Consider the following 17255-nt stretch of genomic DNA (forward strand, 5'->3'; position numbering starts at 1 on the left):
AATAATGAACCTGAAACCTAATGACGTCGTGATCGTCGACGGTGTGCGTACCCCGATGGGACGCTCCAAGGGTGGCTCCTTCCGCAATGTTCGTGCTGAAGCGCTGTCCGCTGCCGTGATGCAGGGCCTGCTGGCCCGTAACCCTCAGATCAACCCTGCCGAGATCGAAGATATCATCTGGGGCTGTGTTAACCAGACCCTGGAGCAGGGCTTCAATATCGGCCGTAACGCTGCGGTGTTGGCGGGTATTCCGCACACGGTTGGCGCCCAGACCGTCAACCGTCTGTGCGGCTCCTCCATGTCGGCGCTGCACACAGCAGCTCAGGCGATCATGACTGGCCAGGGTGATATCTACATGGTCGGTGGTGTTGAGCATATGGGCCACCTGGATATCCTGCACGGTATCGATATCAATCCGCAGATGTCCAAGCAGGTCGCCAAGGCAGCACTGATGATGGGCCTGACCGCCGAAATGCTGGGCAAGATGAATGGCATCAGCCGTGAGATGCAGGATCAGTTGGGTGCTCGTTCGCACCAGCGTGCACATGCAGCTCGCCTGGAAGGTCGTTTTGATAACGAGATCGTGCCGGTTGAAGGGCATGATGAGAATGGCTTCAAATCGCTGCTGACCTTCGACGAAGTCGTGCGCCCCGAAACCACCGTGGAAAAGCTGGGTCAACTCAAACCAGTGTTTGTGCCCAAAGTGGGTACAGTCACAGCGGGTACCTCCTCAGCCTTCTCCGATGGCGCATCCGGAATGCTATTGATGTCGGCGGCACGCGCCGAAGCGCTGGGCTGCAAGCCACGTGCGCGTATTCTGAGCATGGCGGTGGCGGGTTGTGATCCGTCGATCATGGGCTTTGGTCCGGTACCTGCATCGCAGAAAGCGCTCAAGCGTGCCGGTCTCAGCATCACCGATATCGACTATGTCGAGCTGAACGAGGCTTTCGCTGCACAGGGTCTGGCGGTGCTGAAAAACCTCAAGTTGCTGGACCAGATGGACGAGAGAGTCAACCTTAACGGTGGCGCGATAGCGCTTGGCCATCCGCTGGGCTGCTCGGGTACCCGTATCTCCACCACGCTGCTGAACGTACTGGAGCAGCAGGATGGCACCCTGGGTCTGGCGACCATGTGTGTCGGTATGGGGCAGGGGATCACGACGGTGTTTGAAAGGTTGAATTGATTCGCCTGACACTTCACTTGAACACATCACCTTAACAGCGGTCATAACCGGTTGGGTGGCAGAGGGTAGCTTCTGCCACCCTTTTTTTGCTTGTGGGAAGCTCAATGGTTATCATGCTCGGCTGATCCGGTTTCGGCTGAGTGTCGTGGGTGTTGAATGAGAATCAGGAGGATAACTCGGTGAATAAAGGTGTACTTCTAAGCTCGGTATTAATGATTGGTATGCTGGCATGGCAGACAGTCAGTGCAGACTCGGCAAGAGATGAAACCAACCTGCTTTCTTCTGATATTTTTGAAACTCATGCAACCGGTGTGTTGGACAGGCCTTGGCGCGCATCACAACACTCAAGTCATCCCTCTTATAACTTCGGTGTTGAAGATGGTGTGGTGACAATTGAACGCTATGATTTCGAACCCTGGGGGCAGATATCCCAGCGCATTGATGCGCGTCCCTTTGCCGGTAAAACACTGGAGTTCTCGGCCGAGCTGGCAGGTGAGTTCAACCTTGAGTTTGGCGAAGAGTTTGAACCTACCGGGCTTGGTGTTGTGCTGCATGGCGTGCATGAAGACCCTCGTTACCGAATGATGGGCAGTATGATACTCAAAACGCCGAATGCTGCATTAGGTGCAACTGAGGGCGTTTATGACTGGACGCCGCTGTCAGTAAGTTTTGAGGTTCCGGAAAATGCAACCACCATGGATATCTCTGTCTTAATGGCTCTGGGGGGCAAGTTGAAGGCTCGCAATCCCAGGTTACGACTGGTTAGTGAGTAACTGAATTGCTGTACCCTCAGATGACGGGCATGTTAAATTTATCGTCTTTTGACGAATACCTGTTCATGTCGATATATGGCAATAGGTATTTCATTTCGAATACGCACTTTTTGAATGAAGCAGAACGATTTCTGGATGGATATGTCTGACAGTAACGATGCAACTGAAAAATACCATGGGTGGTACTACAACACTGAAGTGTGGTTGGGTGTTAAATATCTTGGAGTGCCCTGCTACAAATCTGTTGCGGATATGTGGAACTATCAAGAGATACTTCATGAGCTGAAGCCCTCGCTGATTGTTGAGTTTGGTACTCGCTTTGGCGGTTCGGCTCTGTTCTTCAGTGTGACTGGGCGTGCAATCAACCCGGATCTCAAAGTGCTGAGTGTGGATATCGGACATGAAGATGTCGATGGACGTGTTTATGCCGATCCGGCTATCTATCTGCAGACCAGTTCATCAACCGATCCTGCCGTTGCCTTGCGTATCCGCAGCATGCGTGAGCAGTTTCCCGGCCCTGTATTTTTCATACTCGACAGCGATCATCGTAAAGATCATGTGCTGGCAGAGATGGAGCTGTTGCGAACGGTAGTGCGCTCGGGTGATTATCTGGTGGTGGAAGATGGCAATATCAACGGCAATCCCGTATTGCCGGGCTGGGGTGAGGGGCCTTTTGAAGCGATTCGAGCCTATCAGGAGCGTTATCCCGATGACTACAGGGATGATGCAGAGCGTGAAGCTAAATTTGGTTTCACTTTTGCCCCCGGTGGTTTTCTGATCAAGCGCTGATCACACTATTCAATGCTGGATATGAGATACATATGAAACTCGGAGAACTGCTGGTCAGCCGTGGTAAAATGAGCGCACGTGATGTAGAGCGTGCACTGATGGCCCAGGATGAGATGGGAGGATTGTTCGGGCAGATACTGATTCGCCTTGGTATGGTGTCTGAGCTTGATGTCGCGCAGGTTCTGTCAGAGCAGCTCGACATCCGTTTGCTGCTGGCGGTGGATTATCCTGATGATCCGGTTCAGGTATCCGGATTGTCATATGAGTTTTTGATCAATAACAATGTTGTGCCGATTGAGCTGCAACAGGATGTCCTGAAATTCGCGGCAACGGTTCCGCAGGATCATTATCTCGGCCGTGCACTGGCGATGGCCAGTGGCAAGAAGGTCACGATTGAGCTGGGCCTGGAAACTGATATCCTCAATGCTCTGCAAAAGTTCAACAGTGACGCTAATGAGGCCCTGAACGACGGTGAGATCCCCGATCAGGTGGCCGGTGATGAGGATTTCATCGAGCATCTGAAAGATCTGGCGAGCGAAGCGCCTGTCATCAGGGTGGTGAATCAGATCATTCACCGTGCACTGGATCTTGGGGCATCTGATATCCATATTGAACCCTTCGAAGATGGTTTACATCTGCGCTATCGTGTAGATGGCGTCATTCAAGTGGTACCCGACCCACCTCAGGCTTCTCAGGCACCCGCCATCGCATCGCGTATTAAGCTTCTGGCTCATCTCAATATTGCAGAGCGTCGTTTGCCTCAGGATGGTCGCATCATGATCCGAGTCAAAGGACATGAGCTGGATTTGAGGGTGTCGACCATACCAACCGTGCATGGTGAAAGTATCGTCATGCGTGTGCTGGACAGGCAGAGTATACGCCTGAGCCTTAAGAGCATGGGCTTTTCTGAGGATACTCTGAAGCGCTACACGACACTGCTGAGCAAACCTCATGGGGTTCTGCTGGTTACCGGGCCTACGGGATCGGGTAAAACCACTACGCTTTATGCTTCACTGGCCACTCTGGATGCGCAGGCATTGAAAATCGTGACGGTTGAAGACCCTGTCGAATATCAGCTTGGTGGTGTCAATCAGATACAGGTTCAGCCTCAGATTGATCTTACGTTTGCCAGGGCGCTGCGTTCCATTTTGCGTCAAGACCCAGACATTATCATGATCGGTGAGATGCGTGACACCGAGACCGCCCAGATCGCCGTGCAGTCTGCACTGACCGGGCATCTGGTGCTGTCGACCTTGCACACCAATACTGCTGCTGGGGCGATTACCCGGCTCGAAGACATGGGGGTCGAGCGCTACCTGATCACCTCTTCTGTTAATGGTGTATTGGCACAGCGCCTGGTCAGAACGCTGTGTCGTCACTGTCGTGAAGAGATTGAACTGACACCTCAGGCTATCGCAGAACATGGCTTGCAGAGATTTTTGTCTCCAGGTCAAAATACCATTTATCGCGGTAAAGGGTGTGCAGAGTGCAAACATACCGGCTATTCAGGGCGAACCTCCATCCATGAGTTGTTCATGATGGATGGTGCGATGAATAAGGCGATTCTGTCAGGAGCCGACTCGGTTGGGCTGCATAATCTGGCCAGGCGTAACGGTATGCTGACGCTCTATGAGGATGGCCTGAGAAAAGTTGTTCAGGGTATGACTTCACTTGAAGAGGTGTTGCGTGTCACTCAGGATCAGATCGAAGACAGTGATCCGGTGTGACATCCTCTGACTACAAAACAACCGGTTTTACGCTACAATATGGCCCGGTCTGACGTGTGGGCCGCCAGCAGTCAACCCGAATGAATGACAGAGGTCAGATGCCAGATTTCTCATACAAGGCAGCCAGAAGTGATGGCAAGATGGCGCAGGGAGTCATCACGGCCAGAACACCGGATCTGGCCTCGCGTGATCTGCGCAATCAGGGTTTGATCCCTGTCAGTATCCAACCGGTTGACTCAAATACACCTGTAGGCACAGTTTCCAGTGGATTCAAACGCAGCGCACGAGCCAACCGGGATGATGTACTCAGCCTGACCAGCGAGCTGTCGGTCCTCTTGCGTGCCGGCCTGCCCATAGATCGAGCCCTCAAAGTGCTGATCGATATGAGCGGAAAGGCGGGTGTCAAGAGTCTGCTTGAAGACTTGCTCAAGACTGTTAAAGGCGGCAAAGGGCTGAGTCATGCGTTGAGCAATCATGCAGATCTCTTCGGTTCATTTTACGTCAATATGGTGCGCTCGGGTGAGGCCAGTGGACGCTTGTCTGAAGTGTTGTCCAGCCTGGCTGCGCATCTGGAACGAAGCAAGGCTGTGCGCAGCAATGTCGTATCAGCGATGATCTATCCTGCCATTCTATTGGTGGTTGCCGTGCTGTCAGTGGCATTGATGCTGGGCTTTGTTGTACCCCAGTTTGAAGCGCTGTTTTCCGATATGGGTGATGCACTTCCCTTGCTGACCCGTGGTGTTATCGCAGCAGGCGATTTTGTACAGGCATATGGCTGGATTGTTCTGCTGATCATGGTTCCGACGATCATTTTACTCAAGCGCTGGTTGGCAACGCCGGCTGGCAGGGCCCGGTTGGATCAGAAATTGCTGCGCCTTCCTGTGCTGGGGCAGGTGCTTTTCAAATACGAAACAGCACAGTTTTCCCGAACACTTGGAACTCTCTTGCATAACGGTGTGTCACTACTCAAAGCGCTGTCAATTGCGACAGGAACCGTCGGAAATATTCAGGTCAGGGCGGCATTTGATGGATTAACGCCGGCGGTCAAGCAAGGTGGGCGAATGTCCGTAGCGCTCGCAGAGGCAGGCGTGTTTACGCCCATGATGATTCAGATCGTGCGTGTCGGTGAAGAGTCCGGGCGTCTGGATGAGATGATGCTGGAATTGGCGCGTGTATATGATGATGAAGTCGAGTCCGGTATCAAACGAACATTGACCTTGCTTGAGCCGATCATGATTTTGAGTCTGGGCGCTATCATTGCTCTGATCATTATTTCGATTCTGATGGGTATTCTGTCAATTAACGAACTGGCTATGTAATCAGGTTTTACTTGGTCAGGCCTATTAATATCTGGAAATAACATTGAGGTTCAGCGTGGTGCGTGCAATGAATAAGAAACGCAGTAAAGGTTTTACTCTGATTGAACTGCTGGTGGTATTGGCTATTCTGGCCTTGTTGGCTGGGCTGGTAGGGCCGCGAGTCTTGAATCAGCTCGGTGGTGCAAAGAGTAATACTGCGCTGGTACAGATCCGGGATCTGGAGCAGGCGCTGGAGATGTACAAGCTGGATGTCGGCCGTTTTCCCACTGCACAGGAAGGGCTGCCTGCACTGGTCAAAAACCCCGGTAATGCAACAGGCTGGAATGGACCTTATCTGCGTCGTAATGAAATCCCAAAAGATCCCTGGAATCGTGACTATAACTACCGCTTTCCGGGCGAGCGAGGAGAGTTTGATCTGTTTACCAATGGTGCGGATGGGCAGCCGGGAGGTGAGGGTGAAAATGCGGTTGTCGGAAACTGGAATTGATGATGTCTCTATCTGTCTGATCTCATGACTCGTGCGTCGTACGTAGCGGCTGGCTTTACGCTGTTGGAATTAATGGTTGCTCTGGCGATAGCAGGCCTTCTTGCGGCTGTATCGGCGCCATCTGCATTGAAGATGTATGAGTCGATGCAGTACCGCGGTGCAGTGAGGGACGTGCAGACACTCCTGGCAACTGCGCGTTACCAGGCTATCAGTGCAGGGCGTGTGGTCGATCTTGTGGTTGAGCCGGAGAGTGGTCATTACGGCCTGGATCATCAGTTGAATAATATGCTGCCGTCGGCACTGACTGTCGAGATGGTGAGTGCGCGAGAAGTCAGTAATCGTGATGATCAGGGCGTCATTCGTTTTTATCCTGATGGCGGATCGAGTGGGGGCAGTATCATGTTGAAGCATCGTGATTCTGATAAAGGCGTTCGCTTGCGAGTGGATTGGTTGCTTGGTCGGACCACGCAAGAGCCTTTGTCGCCGTGATGCAGCGTATGAACTCGCAACTATGTCCTCAGAAAGGCTTTTCTCTGCTGGAGATGCTGGTTGCATTGGTGATACTGGCATTTTCATTGGGAGCTCTTTACCAGGCAGCAGGTGGCGCGACCCGGATTGTAAGGGTTGATCAGGAATATGCTCGAGCGGTAGCCCTGGCAGAATCATTGCTGGCGGACCGTACAGGCGTGAAGCTGGATGAAACTGGCGTAGTCAATGGCTCAGTGGACAGCTACCACTGGGAAGTGATCACTCAGCAGTTACCTATGGACGAATCCAATCATCCAGCATTGTTGCAGTCGATACAGGTGGCAGTCGAATGGGGTGGATCAATTACACCAAGACGAGTGACACTAAGCTCGATCATCTCAGGTGAACAGCCATGAGGCCGGTCAAGACTCGTTATAGTCGCCGGGATAATTACCGGGATAGTTACCGATATAGTCACCGGGGTTTTACTCTGATTGAGGTAGTCATTGCGCTGACGCTGCTCTCGCTGCTCATGCTGGCGACTATCACGGCCATGAGAACACTCGCAGACAGTCAGACAAGAATTGTACAGATCAGTCAGCAGGTTGATGAATCCAGAATAGTGTCCAGCTTGCTGCGTTCATTGATCAGTCAGGCAATACCCGTCGTGCGCGTCCGGCCGGGGGAGGGGTATGGTGCCTATTTCAGAGGCATGCCGCAGGAGCTGCTGTGGGTGGCCCCCATGAGTGGCTATCAGGGGCCGGGTGGTTTGCATGTGATGAGGCTGTCCCTGTCCGACCAGCAGGCCTTGCTATTGCAGTTTCAACCCTATCAGGGGCCGCAGAGCGAGCCCGACTGGGCTATGGTCGAGCCAGCGATACTGTTGGAAGATGTCACTGCCTTCGAACTTGAGTATCGATTTGCACTCAATACCGACTGGTTGCAAGAGTGGGACTGGTCGCAGTACGCACCGACACATGTTCGGCTTGGCATCGAGCAGGAGGGTAGGCGTTGGTCGGATTTGACGCTTGTGCTGGGCCCGCCTGAGGTGCGCCTGTGATGCGCTCCAGGAAGCAGGCCGGTGTCGCTCTGGCGATGTTGCTGTGGTTTATTGCGGCCATGTCCATTATGGTGGCTGGAGTGATGGCGGTTGCGAAAATGGATGCCCGGTTGACCAGCCTTCAGGTGCAGAAAGCACAGGCCGCTGCCGCTGGCGATGGTGCAGCTAATCTAATGATGAAAGAACTGCTGTCGCTGCAGCAAAATGGGCTTTATACCGGGCGAGGGATAGTGGAGCAGGAATATACAATTGGTGAGCATGAGATTAGAATGCGCGCCATACCGGTATCTGGCCTTGTGGATTTGAATCTGTCGTCTGAAGAGCTGTTGGTGGCTCTGTTTCAGTATGGCGCCGGGCTTGAAGAATCTGAGGCGGTCAGTTTTGCACATAGAGTTCAGGATTGGCGAGAAGACAGTGAGCTGAAACGGCTGTATGGCGCAGATGCCAGTGATTATGAAGCGGCCGGGTATGGTTATGGCCCCAGAAATGGACGCTTTGAAGTGGTTGAAGATCTGCTTCAGGTGCTCGGTATTAACAGGGCGCTCTATGATAGTATAGCCAGCTCAGTACATGCGACGGGTTTTGGGCAGGCGGCAATCGATCCGTTGTCCGCTCCCGAGAGTGTGCTGAAAGTGCTGGCACAGGGCGATGTCGAGTTGGTGAATGCAATCGTGAACGCTCGGCAGCAGGCCCCCTTTGATGAGGCTGGTATTGCTGGCTTGCCGGCAGATTTTCTGATGCCGGCAACAGTGCCGATCTATCGGCTCGATGCCTGGGTCAGCTTCCCTGACGGTCGTGTCTATCAGCGCAGGCGGTGGGGGGATTTCAATATGGCGGGTCTGGATGGTTTGCCCTGGCGTTTTCTGCGAACCGAGCCTGTTACGGCAGTCGGTAAAGAGGTGTTTACAGATGCAAGAGATTAACGATGGCATCAGTTGATAATCAATGGAAGCTGTTCGGCATTGATTTGCGTGGACTGGCAAATATGTGGCGCGCCGGTTGGCGTGACATAGCCTGGGGACAGGATTCAGTGCTGCGCAGATGGCTTGATGATGCCGTCACGTTGCGCGATCCTGTTTCTGGCGTTTCACGCGTGTACCAGGCGGGCCGTGTCAGTCGACTTAAGAGCGCACCTTGTAATGCCTATGTTTTACCGGTGGAATTGTTGCTGGTTAAACAGTTGTCTTTGCCCGAGTCGGTAGAGGTTGATATCGACTCCGCACTGGGGTTTGAGGTTCGGGCTAATAGCCCTTTCCCTCCAGAAGATACCTGTACTGGCTGGACGATCATCAGTCGTGATGACGGGCGGATCAGCGTCAGTCTGGTGATCGTGTCCCGCAGTGCTGTGACGAACTATCTGCGTCAGACAAATATGCAGCCTGATGAAGCGACAGAAATCTGGGCGTTGACAGACAGTCATCCGGTCGTGATAGGTGGGTTTGGTGAGTCTGCCCGCAATCAGCGCTATGAAAAAAAGCTGAATCGATTGTTGTTGGGCGTTGTTTACAGTGTGCTCATGCTGGCGCTCATACCTGCCGTACCGGTTCTGGCCAAACATCAGCAACTGCAGAAGCTGGAGCGCCTGCAGCAGCGGGTGCAAACGGATGCTCAGGAAGCCGTGCAGCTCAGAGCAACACTGGCGGCGAGTAATGAGCGAGCGAGTATGATCAATCATCTGTTGTCGACTCAGCATGATCCTTACAAGCAGTTACAAACATTGACAGCGTTGTTGGGTGATGATGTCTGGCTGGCGAGTATGGAGCTGCGCGAGAACAGGCTCCGAATAGATGGGCGTGCCGCAAATGCTGCCGGTCTGATGCAGACGCTTTCGCAGCGCCCTGAGTTTGTTGAGGTCAGGTCCCCATCAGCCATCAGGAGGGAACGCTCCGGTGAAGAGCGTTTTGTACTGGACATCATGCTGAGTGCCGAGGAAGCGTTGTAGATGCTGGGAATCAGAACAAAGCGTGGTTGGACAGTCCTGGCGATAACGGGTGCGGCTGTCTTGTTGACACTCATGCTGATATTGAGTGCTTTATGGCAGGCTTATCATGACTATAGTAGCCAGATCGACTCTCTGGAACCGCGTATTGCCCGGCTAATCGGCATCACGCAGAGCCATGCCGAACTGCTGGAGGCAAATCTTGAAATCGATGCTCAGCTTGCCGAGTTGGCCTATCCTGCATCACAGGATGCAACCGCTACGGGTACGGTCATGCAGCAGGTTGTGCGTAATCTGACGCAGTCAGTGGGTATGGAGGTCACGGGAAGCCAGATTCTACCGGCTCGCTCCGAGGGAAATCTGGAGTTTATCTCTCTTAACCTTACCCTCACAGGGGAACTGGGTGCATTGGAATCGTTACTGTTGGATCTGCCCTCAGTCAGGCCTCTTGTTTTTGTCGACTCTATCGTGATTCAACCGGCGCGTGTCAGAAGTGGAAGTGGGGTTCAGTCACTCATGGTGCAAATGGGTTTAACCTCAGTGAGGTTGCTGCCATGAATGTTGCGCGCAGTATTTCAATGATCGCAGTAGTGCTGACAACAGTGTTTGTTGCCTTGTTTGCATGGGGTTGGCTGAAGGTCAAACTGATGTCTGACCCGGAACCCTGGCTGCCTGCGCCGGAGTCGCTGAGTGCCGTTGTCGTGACGATGCCGCAGGCGGGGGGTGTGTCTGATGAAGTGGTACTTGATCGGCCGCTGTTCTGGGCAGGGCGGCGGCCATACATAGAGCCCGAAGCGTCTGTGGCTGTCACTGAAGAACCCTCCAAAGGTAACGATATTCTGGATAAAACCCGGCTTCTGGGGGCGTATATGGCACCAGGGGCAGCTGGCGTGATACTGGATGTCGATGGTTCCAGAGAGCGGTTGCTGATGGGGGAGACGCTAGGAGAGTGGACACTGAGATACATGAGTTCAATGGGTGCTGTGTTCGGAAAAGGTGAGGAGCAGGATGGTCCGGGGGTTACCCGCACGATCACGCTTGAGCATGCCTATCCGACTGCTTCAGTACGACCACAGTCGATACCGGCTGAAAGACGCCCTCTTGAATCGGATGAGCAACCATCATCTGATGATGTAAACGAGGGGTGAGACGATAATGAGAAAAGGAAGGCATGCCGAATGATGGCGTTGACAAAAAAACTATCACTCCTTGGCTTGTGTGCCCTGGTCCTGTCCGGCTGCGTCACTGGTCCACTTTCCGGGTCAGTAACCGGCAGGCAGACAAATGATGGCGGACCTACCTTTCCGTTCGACTTTGAAAATCAAGGCCCATATACAGCAGGGAATGAGCCCGTTGCTGCAGAAAATGCAGATACATCCAGGGCCGATGCTGTTGTATATCGTGGCAATGATCGTATGGCAAGCCCACCTGCAGCCCGCGATCCGGTGTCTTTGATTGGTGATGCGGTAACTCTGAATTTCGAACAGGCACCTATCACCGAGGTGGTGCATGCGGTACTGGGCGATATTCTGGAGTTGGATTACGTGATTGAGCATCCTCTGGAGGGGGATATCACACTGCGAACCCGCTCGCCTGTTCCGCGTGATCAGTTGCTTCCGATTCTGGAATCTTTACTGCAGGGTAGTGGTGCCGTGATGATACGGGACCGTAATGATCGCTATTTTGTCGGTGCGGCCTCTTCTTTGACGGGGCTGCTGCCTTCTGTGTCTGATTCTGGTGGAAATGCGGTCGGGTACAGTAATGTTGTGGTTCCGTTGCAGTATATCGGTGCAAAAGAGATGGCGGATATCCTTGCACCTGTAGCCAGTGAGTCATCATTTGTACGTATTGACACTACGCGCAATCTACTTGTCCTGGCGGGTACCCGAAATCAGATTGATGGCTGGATGGATATCGTGGCCACGTTCGATATTGATCTGTTGAAGGGTATGTCTGTCGGTGTTTTTCCATTGCAATATGCATCAGTTACGGAAGTGGATAAAGCGATTCAGGTATTGCTCGGAAGTGCACCGGCTGCATCCAATCAGCAAAGTGATACCACATCTGTCATTGCTGCAGCCACGTTGTCCAGCGTGGTACGTGTTATCCCGATCGAACGTCTGAACAGTATCCTGGTGGTGTCGCCTCGTGCGCACTATCTGGATCAGGTGCGTGTATGGATTGAACGCTTGGATCAGGCGCCGGATCACAATTTCGAGAGCCAGTTGTTTGTTTATCCTGTCCAGAATGGCTCTGCCGTGCATCTGGCTGGCCTGCTGAGCGACCTTTTTGGCGCGGGGTCCGGTGCGAGCACTGCACAGCGTGACTCCGGCGTGTCACCAGCCATGACCTCAACCTCTTTAGGGGATACGGCAAGTGCTGATGGGGACACATCTACCAGTGGAACCAGCAGGCAGACAAATACGGCTGCTGAGGGTAAGGCCAACTTTCAGTTGGGTGAAGGTATGAAAGTGGTGGCAGATGAGCAGAGTAACGCGCTGCTGATTTATGCCAGGAAGGCCGATTATCAGAAAATCGAGTCAGCCATGAAAAAGCTCGATATTGCACCTACACAGGTATTGATCGAGGCCAATATCATTGAAGTCTCTCTGCGCGATAAGCTTGAGTATGGATTGCAGTGGCATCTGCAGAATGGTTTTGGTGGTGGGCGTGGTGGCAGTGCTTTGCTGAATACGTCAGACGGGGCAATCGGGCCCGGTCAAGGGTTCTCTTTTACAGTGACCAATTCTGTGGGTGATATCCGGGCGGTATTGAATGCGCTGGCCGAAGAATCCTTGGTTAATGTGATTTCGAGCCCGTCAGTGCTGGTGCTGGATAATCATACGGCCACAATACAGGTGGGTGATCAGCAACCGGTCAGAACGGGGGAGAGCATCACTGATGGCGGCACAGTCAGCAGTACCATTCAGTATCGTGATACCGGGATTAACCTGGCTGTGACTCCATCCGTTAATGCCGGAGGGATGGTCAGCATGGATATCAAACAATCCTTCACCGAGGTGGGAACTCAGGACCCGATTACTGGTCAAGTAGGGTTCAAGGAACGAAATATAGAAAGCCGTGTGGCGATACGCTCAGGGGAAACTGTTGTGCTGGGTGGCTTGATTCGGGATAACTCAGTGAATGGGCGTGTGGGGGTGCCGGTGTTGCATGAACTTCCGGTAGTGGGGAACCTGTTCGGGTCCACCGCCAATCTGAGGGAAAAAACCGAGTTGCTGGTAATCATTACGCCTCGTGTGCTGGTGAATGAACAGGATCTTCGGGATGTCAGTCGAGAAATCCGCTCACGGATGCGCAATATGGACAAGCTCCCGATTGAGTCGAGTTCGGTGATTGACAAGCAATCAGAGCTCGTACCTGAGTGAAAATGAGCAAAACTGAAAAAAAAGTGAAATTTTGTCGTCTACAGGTTGCTGAATGTAATGAAATCTAAACACAATATGGTCTATAATTTACAAAATTTTATGCAATCACTCAAAACATACTCGGCAAATGTGAAAGGCTCTGCGAAGCCTGCGATGAGAATCAAGGCTGGGGCGAAAGTGTTTAATGTACTTGGAATTGCCTTTGTCGCTCTGGTTTTATCAGCCTGCGCTTCGCAGCCATTCGGTAATGCCGACAATGAAAGAAGTGATGAGGCGGTCATCACCGAACGTGCGCAGGCAAGGTTGGATGCATTGATCGCAGGTGATCTCCCTGCTGCGTGGTCTTATACATCGCCAGGGTACCGGCAGCGTGTAAGTAATCCGATGCATTACAGCGCTGTAGTCGGTGGCAGTGGGGCCTGGACGGCGGCGGCAGTTGATAGCGTTACGTGCGATTCTGATGAGTCCTGCACTGTGCGGGTGCTGATCACTTACCCTCTGTTGAATGGTGTGGAGAATACCAAGCCGCTTAAAGAGCGTTGGATCAAGTTTGAGGGCGAGTGGTGGATATTCCACCGCCGCTAAATGTGACAAAGAGCAACGAACAGTGACAATTGCGGCGGTAAAATACAGTAAATTCTGTGTTTAAACTGGTTGAGTGTACCTGTTCTGTGTGTTAGGTTATCAAAACCTGAGGGGACTTTGCTGTCTGGGCATTTTTAATCAATTGATTATGGGTGTTTATTTCAGTAAATTTGTAAAAATGGATGCTTAATGCAGCCGCTTTCGTAAAAATCTAGATTGTTGTAAACCTAGGAGCAACATAATGAAGAAAAAACTTTTACCTTTGGCAGTGCTGGCGGGATTGGCCGGTGGCATGAGCACCGCGCAGGCAGTCAACGTAAACTCGGATGGTCTGGGTGAGGTTCTGCTGTATCCTTTCTTCAGTGTTGAAGGTGGTAACGACACCTATGTCAACATTGTCAACACTACTGATGAAGTTAAAGCAGTCAAAGTCCGTTTCCTCGAGGCAATGAACAGCCAAGAGGTTCTCGACTTTAACCTGTACCTGTCTCCAGAAGATCACTGGTCTGCTGTTATCACTGATAACCCGAATGGCGATGGCGCCATCCTGATCACTACTGATACTTCCTGTACAGCTCCTGCAATTCCAGCAGGCGGCGTTGCTTTCCGTTCCTTCGAATTTGCTGCTGACAGCGTGAATGGCCTGGAGCGTACTCGTGAAGGTTACGTAGAAGTGATCGAGCAGGGTGTTGTTGTTGATGCTGCTCTGGCTGCTGCTGCAACTCACACCAATGCGGGCACTCCTGCAAACTGTGGAACTATCCGTGCTGCATGGCAGGCGGGTGGTCAGTGGTTGCTTGACCCAACTGACGGTGTAAACCCTAACGCAGGCGGCCTGTATGGCTATGGCGTTCTGATCAACGTCAATGAAGGCACTAACGCTTCTTATGATGCGATCGCGCTGGATGACTTCTCCGCTGCTGTACTGCACAGTGAGCCAGGCGACCTGAACCCAGGTCTGGAAAATGCTGATCCTGTCTCTACTGTTTTCAACGCTGGTGCGGTTGTGACTTCCCCATGGGTTGGTACAGCACCTTCTGCTGGTGTTAACGCTGTCAGCGCCGTGCTGATGCATGACAACATCATGAACGACTACGTTCTTGAGCCAAGCATCAATGCCGGTACTGATTGGGTCATCACCTTCCCAACCAAGCGTTACTATGTAAACGATGCGGCAGCGCCGGTTGATCCGTTCCTGTCTGAGTGGGTTCCTGCTGATTCACTGGCTTGTGAAACCATCGCTATCAGCTACACTGACCGTGAAGAACAGGGTGTCGTTGCAGCTGATCTGGACTTCTCTCCAGCACCTCCAGGCGCAGCTCCACTGTCTCTGTGCTACGAAGCTAACGTTCTGACCTTCAATGGCAGCAATGTACTGAACGGTTCTGATCGTGTACTGCGTAACCTGGATGTTGATTTCGACAATGGTTGGTTGAACATTGGCTTTGCTGAAGTTGGCCGCACCTTGGTTGATGCTGATGGTGTCGGTGGTGATACCTACGCTGGTCTGCCAGTTGTTGGTTTTGCAGTTCAGAAATATGTTAACGGCACACTGCCAGGCGGTGTTCTGTCTAACTATGCTGGCCTGATCAACCACAAAGCAACTCGTCTGATTACTGTTACTCCTTAATTATTTAAGGTTCAGTATGAAAAAGGCGCATCATTTGATGCGCCTTTTTTTGTGGAAGTTTGTTTGTGGGAATTTTTGTGTGTGATCGTGGTTATTAAATAAACGGCCAATAGATAAGTAACAATAAATAAACTATTGTCTTATCGAAATCGCTTGTTTATAGTGACAACTGTAATAGAGATGATGCTCCGTTGCGGTGCAGTCTGAGTGGTCCAGAAAAAAAACGTGCCTGGCACGAAGAGGGTTGTGAAATATGAAAAAACTATTGTTGGCTACGTTAATTGGTGCGGCTGTGTTGCCAGCGGCGCTGACGGCGGCCACCATCAGTGTTAATGGTGAAGCTGCTGTCGGGGTATCCTCATGGAGCTATTCTGGTGATGTGTTAACAATCGGCACAACTGATGCGACTTTGCGTTTGATGGATCCGGCTGATGGTGGTGCTCTGCCAGAACCAGAACCAGAACCAGGACCAGGACCAGGACCAGAACCAGGACCAGAACCAGGACCAAGCGAGTGTGGTTCCTTGCCGAGTAATGTGACGCTATTAGCTACGCTGGATCTGGCGAATGCCGGTGGCCGTGTGACGCATAATATCAGTGGCAACACCAATATCGTATCGCAGCCTATCACCTCGACTTCGTCGAATGCAGCTTTTTCAGGCCAGTTTGCCTATGTGCCGACGACGGGTAATGGTGGTATTAATCGCGAGGTGTGGGTCTCAGATTGCCCCGGTGCAAGCAGTTACAGTGCCTCGAGCATTCTATGCCGAGCAAATGGGGTGCAGCCTACCGTGTACTGGAAACTCAGCGCGTCCAGCTGGCAGTGTAATCTGGCACCAAGCGGTGGTACCAAGTATCTGAATATCAAGAACACCAACTGCTCGGGCACCTGTGGCGTTAACCGAAATGTATTCCATAACGGCGAAAGCTGATTAGTTGCATCATGATAAAAACGCCGATATTCTGTCGGCGTTTTTTTTGTTTTAAAATATAGGGTAATGCTGTATATGTTGAAAAAAATTATTCCGTTGACGATCGTATTGATGAGTTCATTCTCTCTGTCGGCAAATGACGGGGTTGTTCTGGAACGCAATGGTGTGGTTGTGACAGAGGCGGACATTGCCAGTTATATCGAAGAGCGGGTGCCTGCAGACAGAAAAGCCGAGTTGCTTGCACGCCGTGGCGTGGTCAGAGAGATGGTTGAAAACATCTATGTGATCAGACAACTGGCACAGGAAGGTAGCGAGCTTGATGTGCTGGACGAAGTCCAGTTGCAGTGGCAGGTTGATTTTCATCGCGACCGACTGCTGATGTCCGCTTATCTGGAGCGTTATATTGAGGCTGGCTTGCAGGATGTTGACTGGGAAATAACGGCTCGTGAAGTCTATGTCGCGGATGGAGACAAGTTCCTGTCACCTGAGAGTGTCACCGCATCTCATATATTGATCAAAACAGAAGGGCGCACTGCAGAGGAGGCCAAAGCATTGGCAGAATCACTGCGTGAACGTGCGGTCGCGGGAGAAGAGTTTGAAGCGCTAGCGGTGGAGTTTTCTGAAGACCCCTCTGCAGAGCAGAACAAAGGCAACCTGGGTCGTTTTGACAAAGGGCGCATGGTGGCCCCATTTGAGGTGGCTGTATTTGCTCTGCGCGAGCCCGGTCAAATCAGTGATGTTGTCGAGACAGACTTTGGCTTTCACGTCATAAAACTGCATGAGTACCATCCAGCAAAGCAGCAGCGCTTTGAAGATGTGCGCGCGCAAATAGAGAAGGAGTTGCGGGTACAGATTGCAAACAAGCTCCGTCAGGACCGCATCATCGAGGTGCGTTCAGCTGCCGACATCGATGTGAACACTGAGCTGCTTGAGCAGGTTGAAGCCGAATACCGTAGTGAATTCGTTACAGAGGAGTGA

General features: G+C 52.1%; 18 protein-coding genes. All 18 read left to right on the forward strand.

Features of this window, described 5'->3' with window-relative positions:
- The first annotated feature begins 4 nt into the window (after positions 1-4).
- Positions 5-1183 carry an acetyl-CoA C-acyltransferase FadA gene (fadA, locus tag ACK3CJ_RS02925; protein ID WP_409524908.1) on the forward strand — a complete coding sequence of 393 codons (1179 nt, stop codon included), beginning with the start codon at positions 5-7 and terminating at the stop codon, positions 1181-1183.
- A gap of 179 nt (positions 1184-1362) precedes the next feature.
- Entirely contained in the window at positions 1363-1956 is a 594-nt protein-coding gene (locus tag ACK3CJ_RS02930) for a hypothetical protein (protein ID WP_409524909.1), read from the forward strand.
- A gap of 114 nt (positions 1957-2070) precedes the next feature.
- Entirely contained in the window at positions 2071-2745 is a 675-nt protein-coding gene (locus ACK3CJ_RS02935) for a CmcI family methyltransferase (RefSeq protein ID WP_409524910.1), read from the forward strand.
- A 32-nt stretch (positions 2746-2777) separates the two neighbouring features.
- Positions 2778-4472, forward strand: a complete 1695-nt coding sequence (gspE, locus tag ACK3CJ_RS02940) for a type II secretion system ATPase GspE (protein ID WP_409524911.1) — start codon at positions 2778-2780, stop codon at positions 4470-4472.
- 98 nt (positions 4473-4570) lie between these two features.
- Positions 4571-5791, forward strand: a complete 1221-nt coding sequence (locus ACK3CJ_RS02945; protein WP_409524912.1) for a type II secretion system F family protein — start codon at positions 4571-4573, stop codon at positions 5789-5791.
- A gap of 67 nt (positions 5792-5858) precedes the next feature.
- The gene (gene gspG, locus ACK3CJ_RS02950) at positions 5859-6278 is read left to right on the forward strand and encodes a type II secretion system major pseudopilin GspG (RefSeq protein WP_409524913.1); all 420 of its coding nucleotides are present in this window, start codon (positions 5859-5861) and stop codon (positions 6276-6278) included.
- 24 nt (positions 6279-6302) lie between these two features.
- Complete coding sequence (locus ACK3CJ_RS02955; RefSeq protein ID WP_409524914.1) at positions 6303-6767, forward strand: GspH/FimT family pseudopilin; 465 nt, start codon at positions 6303-6305, stop codon at positions 6765-6767.
- On the forward strand, positions 6767-7162 hold the full coding sequence (locus tag ACK3CJ_RS02960) for a type IV pilus modification PilV family protein (RefSeq protein WP_409524915.1): 396 nt from the start codon (positions 6767-6769) through the stop codon (positions 7160-7162). Before ACK3CJ_RS02955 ends, ACK3CJ_RS02960 begins: the two co-directional genes overlap by 1 nt.
- On the forward strand, positions 7159-7806 hold the full coding sequence (locus ACK3CJ_RS02965) for a prepilin-type N-terminal cleavage/methylation domain-containing protein (RefSeq protein ID WP_409524916.1): 648 nt from the start codon (positions 7159-7161) through the stop codon (positions 7804-7806). The genes ACK3CJ_RS02960 and ACK3CJ_RS02965 overlap by 4 nt, the downstream gene beginning before the upstream one ends.
- Positions 7806-8729, forward strand: a complete 924-nt coding sequence (locus ACK3CJ_RS02970) for a general secretion pathway protein GspK (RefSeq protein ID WP_409524917.1) — start codon at positions 7806-7808, stop codon at positions 8727-8729. The genes ACK3CJ_RS02965 and ACK3CJ_RS02970 overlap by 1 nt, the downstream gene beginning before the upstream one ends.
- Before the next feature lie 2 nt (positions 8730-8731).
- Positions 8732-9748 (forward strand): PilN domain-containing protein, encoded by a 1017-nt coding sequence (locus ACK3CJ_RS02975; RefSeq protein WP_409524918.1) that lies wholly within the window; start codon positions 8732-8734, stop codon positions 9746-9748.
- Positions 9749-10303, forward strand: coding sequence for a type II secretion system protein GspM (gspM, locus tag ACK3CJ_RS02980; RefSeq protein ID WP_409524919.1), 555 nt, complete (start codon positions 9749-9751; stop codon positions 10301-10303). It abuts the gene before it with no gap.
- On the forward strand, positions 10300-10893 hold the full coding sequence (locus tag ACK3CJ_RS02985; protein WP_409524920.1) for a hypothetical protein: 594 nt from the start codon (positions 10300-10302) through the stop codon (positions 10891-10893). The genes gspM and ACK3CJ_RS02985 overlap by 4 nt, the downstream gene beginning before the upstream one ends.
- A 267-nt stretch (positions 10894-11160) precedes the next feature.
- On the forward strand, positions 11161-13131 hold the full coding sequence (gspD, locus tag ACK3CJ_RS02990; RefSeq protein ID WP_409524921.1) for a type II secretion system secretin GspD: 1971 nt from the start codon (positions 11161-11163) through the stop codon (positions 13129-13131).
- Positions 13132-13188: 57 nt separating this feature from the next.
- Positions 13189-13716 (forward strand): hypothetical protein, encoded by a 528-nt coding sequence (locus ACK3CJ_RS02995; protein ID WP_409524922.1) that lies wholly within the window; start codon positions 13189-13191, stop codon positions 13714-13716.
- Between the two features lie 241 nt (positions 13717-13957).
- Positions 13958-15346: a hypothetical protein gene (locus ACK3CJ_RS03000; protein WP_409524923.1), complete on the forward strand. Its 1389-nt coding sequence runs from the start codon at positions 13958-13960 to the stop codon at positions 15344-15346.
- A 253-nt stretch (positions 15347-15599) separates the two neighbouring features.
- A complete protein-coding gene (locus tag ACK3CJ_RS03005; RefSeq protein WP_409524924.1) occupies positions 15600-16277 on the forward strand; it encodes a hypothetical protein in 678 nt (225 codons plus the stop codon).
- A 75-nt stretch (positions 16278-16352) separates the two neighbouring features.
- Positions 16353-17255 (forward strand): peptidylprolyl isomerase, encoded by a 903-nt coding sequence (locus tag ACK3CJ_RS03010; RefSeq protein WP_409524925.1) that lies wholly within the window; start codon positions 16353-16355, stop codon positions 17253-17255.

Origin of the sequence: Nitrincola salilacus (genome assembly GCF_046271865.1) — a bacterium.
Taxonomy (GTDB): Bacteria; Pseudomonadota; Gammaproteobacteria; order Pseudomonadales; family Balneatricaceae; genus Nitrincola; species Nitrincola salilacus.